Origin of the sequence: Okeania sp. SIO2F4 (genome assembly GCF_010672385.1) — a bacterium.
Taxonomy (GTDB): domain Bacteria; phylum Cyanobacteriota; class Cyanobacteriia; order Cyanobacteriales; family Microcoleaceae; genus Trichodesmium.
Window position 1 is genome coordinate 1 of the sequence record NZ_JAAHGT010000997.1, and the last position, 3,456, is coordinate 3,456.

Below are 3,456 nucleotides of genomic sequence, written 5' to 3' on the forward strand. Positions count from 1 at the left end.
CTGCCCAAGGATCCGAACGACGGCCGCAACGTCATCGTCGAGATCCGCGGCGCCGAGGGAGGTGATACATTATTAGTTAGTGTTAGTGCAAATATTGTGAGAAATACTGTACTAACAATTTTTCATGGTACAGGTCAGGATGAAGCTTTTCATTGGTTACATGATGGATGGGGTGGAGATATGTATTCTGCCTGTATGTTGGGTTTATTAATTCTGATTATGAACTGGGTAGATAATTATTTCACAACATCGGCTGATGCTCAAAATCAATCTGATATATAAATTATGATTGTGGTACTGTTAAGATTTAAGTATTCAGCTATTAGCTATGAACTATGAGTTATTAACTAATTATTTTGTCAGGAGGAATTTAGTCTCCAAGAAGTGAAATATTAATGAAATTGCTCATCAGCTAACCGAAATCAAGTTATTACATTCAAAAGTTGTTTAGGTAGCATGACCCAGGAAAAACTGAATGCTTAGGTTAAGGTCAAAAATTCTCAGTTTAGGAAAAAGGAAATAGAAAAGTACAAAAAAAGTATACCTTAACTAACATGAGAAAGCCTATATAGAAATATAATCAAAAGTATAGTTGTGCGATTATTTTTTTCCAAAATAATCGCACAAATTAATTAAATTATCATTTTTTTATGATTTACAGTTTTAAAATACTTCAGAGATATCAACTTTCAAAAGTAATATTAGTTGTACTTCTGTTAATTGTTTTAGTAGTAGGTGCTGTTCCTGGCTATATAACAGGAAAATGGTCATGGAAAAATACACCAAGAATTACTAATTTCAAAGACTTACGACAAATAAGAGAAGAGGGATTAACTATTTCTGATTTGCCAACAATATCCCATCAAAAAATACGAATTGCTGACCATAATTGGTTGCTGCAAAAAGTTAAACAGGATAATCAATCTGTAATTTTGTTACTTTTAACTCCGAATGGACCCAAAGACAAGCCCCAAGTAGAATGGATGGATATAAACGGGTTTAATCGCTGGAAAACCGATTCTCACCAACGAGTTAAATTTACCGTGAAAATAGCAGGCAATGGGAATGGAACTACAGACTCAGAAAAGCAATCTTCTAATATAGAAGCTAGATTCTTTCGAGGCTGGACAAATCAACAAACTTATGCAGTTATGCAATGGTATGCTTGGCCTGGAGGAGGAAGTCCAGAAACTGGTGATTGGTTTTGGAAGGATAGATCGGCTATGATATCCAAAAAGCGGGTGCCTTGGGTAGCAGTAAATATTTTATTGCCTGTTGAACCTTTAGCAGATATCGATCCCTATCTACCACAAGTCAAATCTATTGGGGAAAAAATTCAAGCATCACTAATGAAAGAAGCATTCAAATAAGTTTTAAATATCACTAACCACAATTAGTTATATCGTTTTACGAAAGTCAAAACTCAAAATTCAGAAGTTAAGATTATATTGCCTAAAAAGTTTAAATAACAAAAATTTTGGCGATTATTTCTGATAATCAAGGTCAAATTATTTCTCACATTATTTAAGTGAATTGGTATGAGTGACTGAAATTTATCAAAATTAGCTAGTATAGCAGTCGAAGCAAAAGGCGCAGAAATTACTAAATGCTCCGCAAATAGCATTTAAAAACCTAAAACTCTCTCAGAGATTACTTCTAAATTGTGTGTAGTGTTATAGGTTGTCTCGCTGGAGAATATTGGTAAATTTCAGCAGATTAAGACCTATCCCAAAACTCCTATCCTACAAGGATAAGGGAGAGTTCTTCCGAGTTTCCCTGGGAGAGAAGTAGGTTAGGGGTTTAGGTTTTTTTCCTGCAGTTTTAGCCTAGACTCCCTATTACTATTGCATCTAGCTTGAAAATGTGGGTAAAGAGCGAGTTAATGAAGACCTCTCCCCCAACCCCTCTCCTGCAAGGAGAGGGGAGAGATTTTACCCTTTAGACACGCTATTACGGTGAGCAAATATTTGCCGACCCTACTAAGGTGTCTAGCTTGAAAATGTGGGTTAAGTTTTGGTATCCCGGAAGACCTCTCCCCTACTCCTCTCCTGCAAGGAGAGGAGTGAGTTTTCTCCCCCTTCCCTACCAGGGAAGGGGGTTGGGGGGTTAGGTTTTTTACCCACAAACAATTTCAGTCTAGACGCGCTACTACAAAAGACCTCTAGCAAAAGTTTTTTAATTAAATAAATTCCAGATCTAAAATTAATAATTCCCTATTCCCTATTTCCTATTCCCTGACTTCTCCAAGAAGTCTAAAGAAAACTTAATCAAATAATGTAACTTCAAAGCTTATGATTAAACACCATTCTCGAAAATTAATTTCTTTATTCTTAGCCAACTTTTACTCTAGCGCTATAGTATTATCCTTAGCTAGTTTAGTTTTTCCCAAAACTGCTTATGGGCAATCCCAATTACCTAACAACTCTAAACAAAATATTGCACAAACTAATATAAAATCTCCATCTATAGGTTCTCCACCTTTAGATCCTAACTTCGACTCAGACCCAGATTTACGATTAAGACGTTACTTACTCGGACCGGGAGACCAACTTTCGATTCAAGTTCAAAGATTTGCCGATCTAAATGTAGCGACAACTATTGGTCCAGAAGGTACAATTCAAATGCCTCTGGTAGGAACTGTATTATTGCAAGATTTAACTATATTAGAAGCAATAGCAAAAATTACCTCTGAGCTAAATAAATTTATCATTAATCCAGAAGTCTCCATATCTTTAATTGTGCAACGTCCAGTCCGAATCACAATTGCCGGAGAAATTACAAGACCTGGTTATTATCCAGTAGGAGGAAATTATCAAATTTCAGATGCTTTATCAGCAGCAGGTGGGACAACTTTTACAGCAGACCTACGGAATATAGAAGTGCGTCGGACTTTAGCTGATGGTTCTGTAGTTAGTCAGATAGTAAATATTTTAACCCCATTACAAGAAGGTGGTTCTCCTCCAGATTTACGTTTAGAAGATGGGGATGTTGTAATTATACCTTCTCAGCAGTCTATTATACCTCAAGAGAAAGACAGAGAGTTACTCACTAATTATAGTCAGGCAGGAGCTTTAGCTACTGGTATTGTTACTGTGAATGGAGAAGTAACTCGACCTGGTTATTATCCTGCAAATCAGGTATCTTCTGCTTTATTAGCTGCTGGTGGTGCTTCTCTGACTGCCGATCTGCGACGAATTTTAGTTCGCCGGACCTTAGGTGATGGTACTGTGATTGAAGAAACAATTGATTTATATACTCCTTTGCAAAATTCTACTGACTTGCCCAATATTCCTTTAAAGGATGGGGATGCTGTGATTGTACCCACATTAGAAGCAGGGTCAGACTTTGGTTATGACCGGGAGCTAGTTGGTAAATCGACTTTGAGTCAAGAACAAATTACTGTTCGTATTTTCAGTAATCCTAATGACACTTTGGCTACTACTACTCTCCCGAATG

3 protein-coding genes are annotated in these 3,456 nt (G+C 36.7%); all 3 read left to right on the forward strand.

From position 1 onward, the window contains the following. Window positions 1-282: archaeosortase/exosortase family protein (locus F6K22_RS36170; RefSeq protein ID WP_293109463.1), on the forward strand; the 282-nt coding region annotated here is incomplete at its 5' end. 368 nt (window positions 283-650) lie between these two features. Next, the gene (locus F6K22_RS36175) at window positions 651-1,370 is read left to right on the forward strand and encodes a cyanoexosortase B system-associated protein (RefSeq protein ID WP_293109465.1); all 720 of its coding nucleotides are present in this window, start codon (window positions 651-653) and stop codon (window positions 1,368-1,370) included. Window positions 1,371-2,291: 921 nt separating this feature from the next. Continuing rightward, window positions 2,292-3,456 (forward strand): SLBB domain-containing protein (locus tag F6K22_RS36180; protein ID WP_293109466.1); only part of this gene is annotated, 1,165 nt, incomplete at its 3' end.

What these genes read in the sequence shown, in the direction of transcription:
- F6K22_RS36175 (WP_293109465.1), top strand. Translation starts at nt 651, where the DNA reads ATGATTTACAGTTTTAAAATACTTCAGAGATATCAACTTTCAAAAGTA.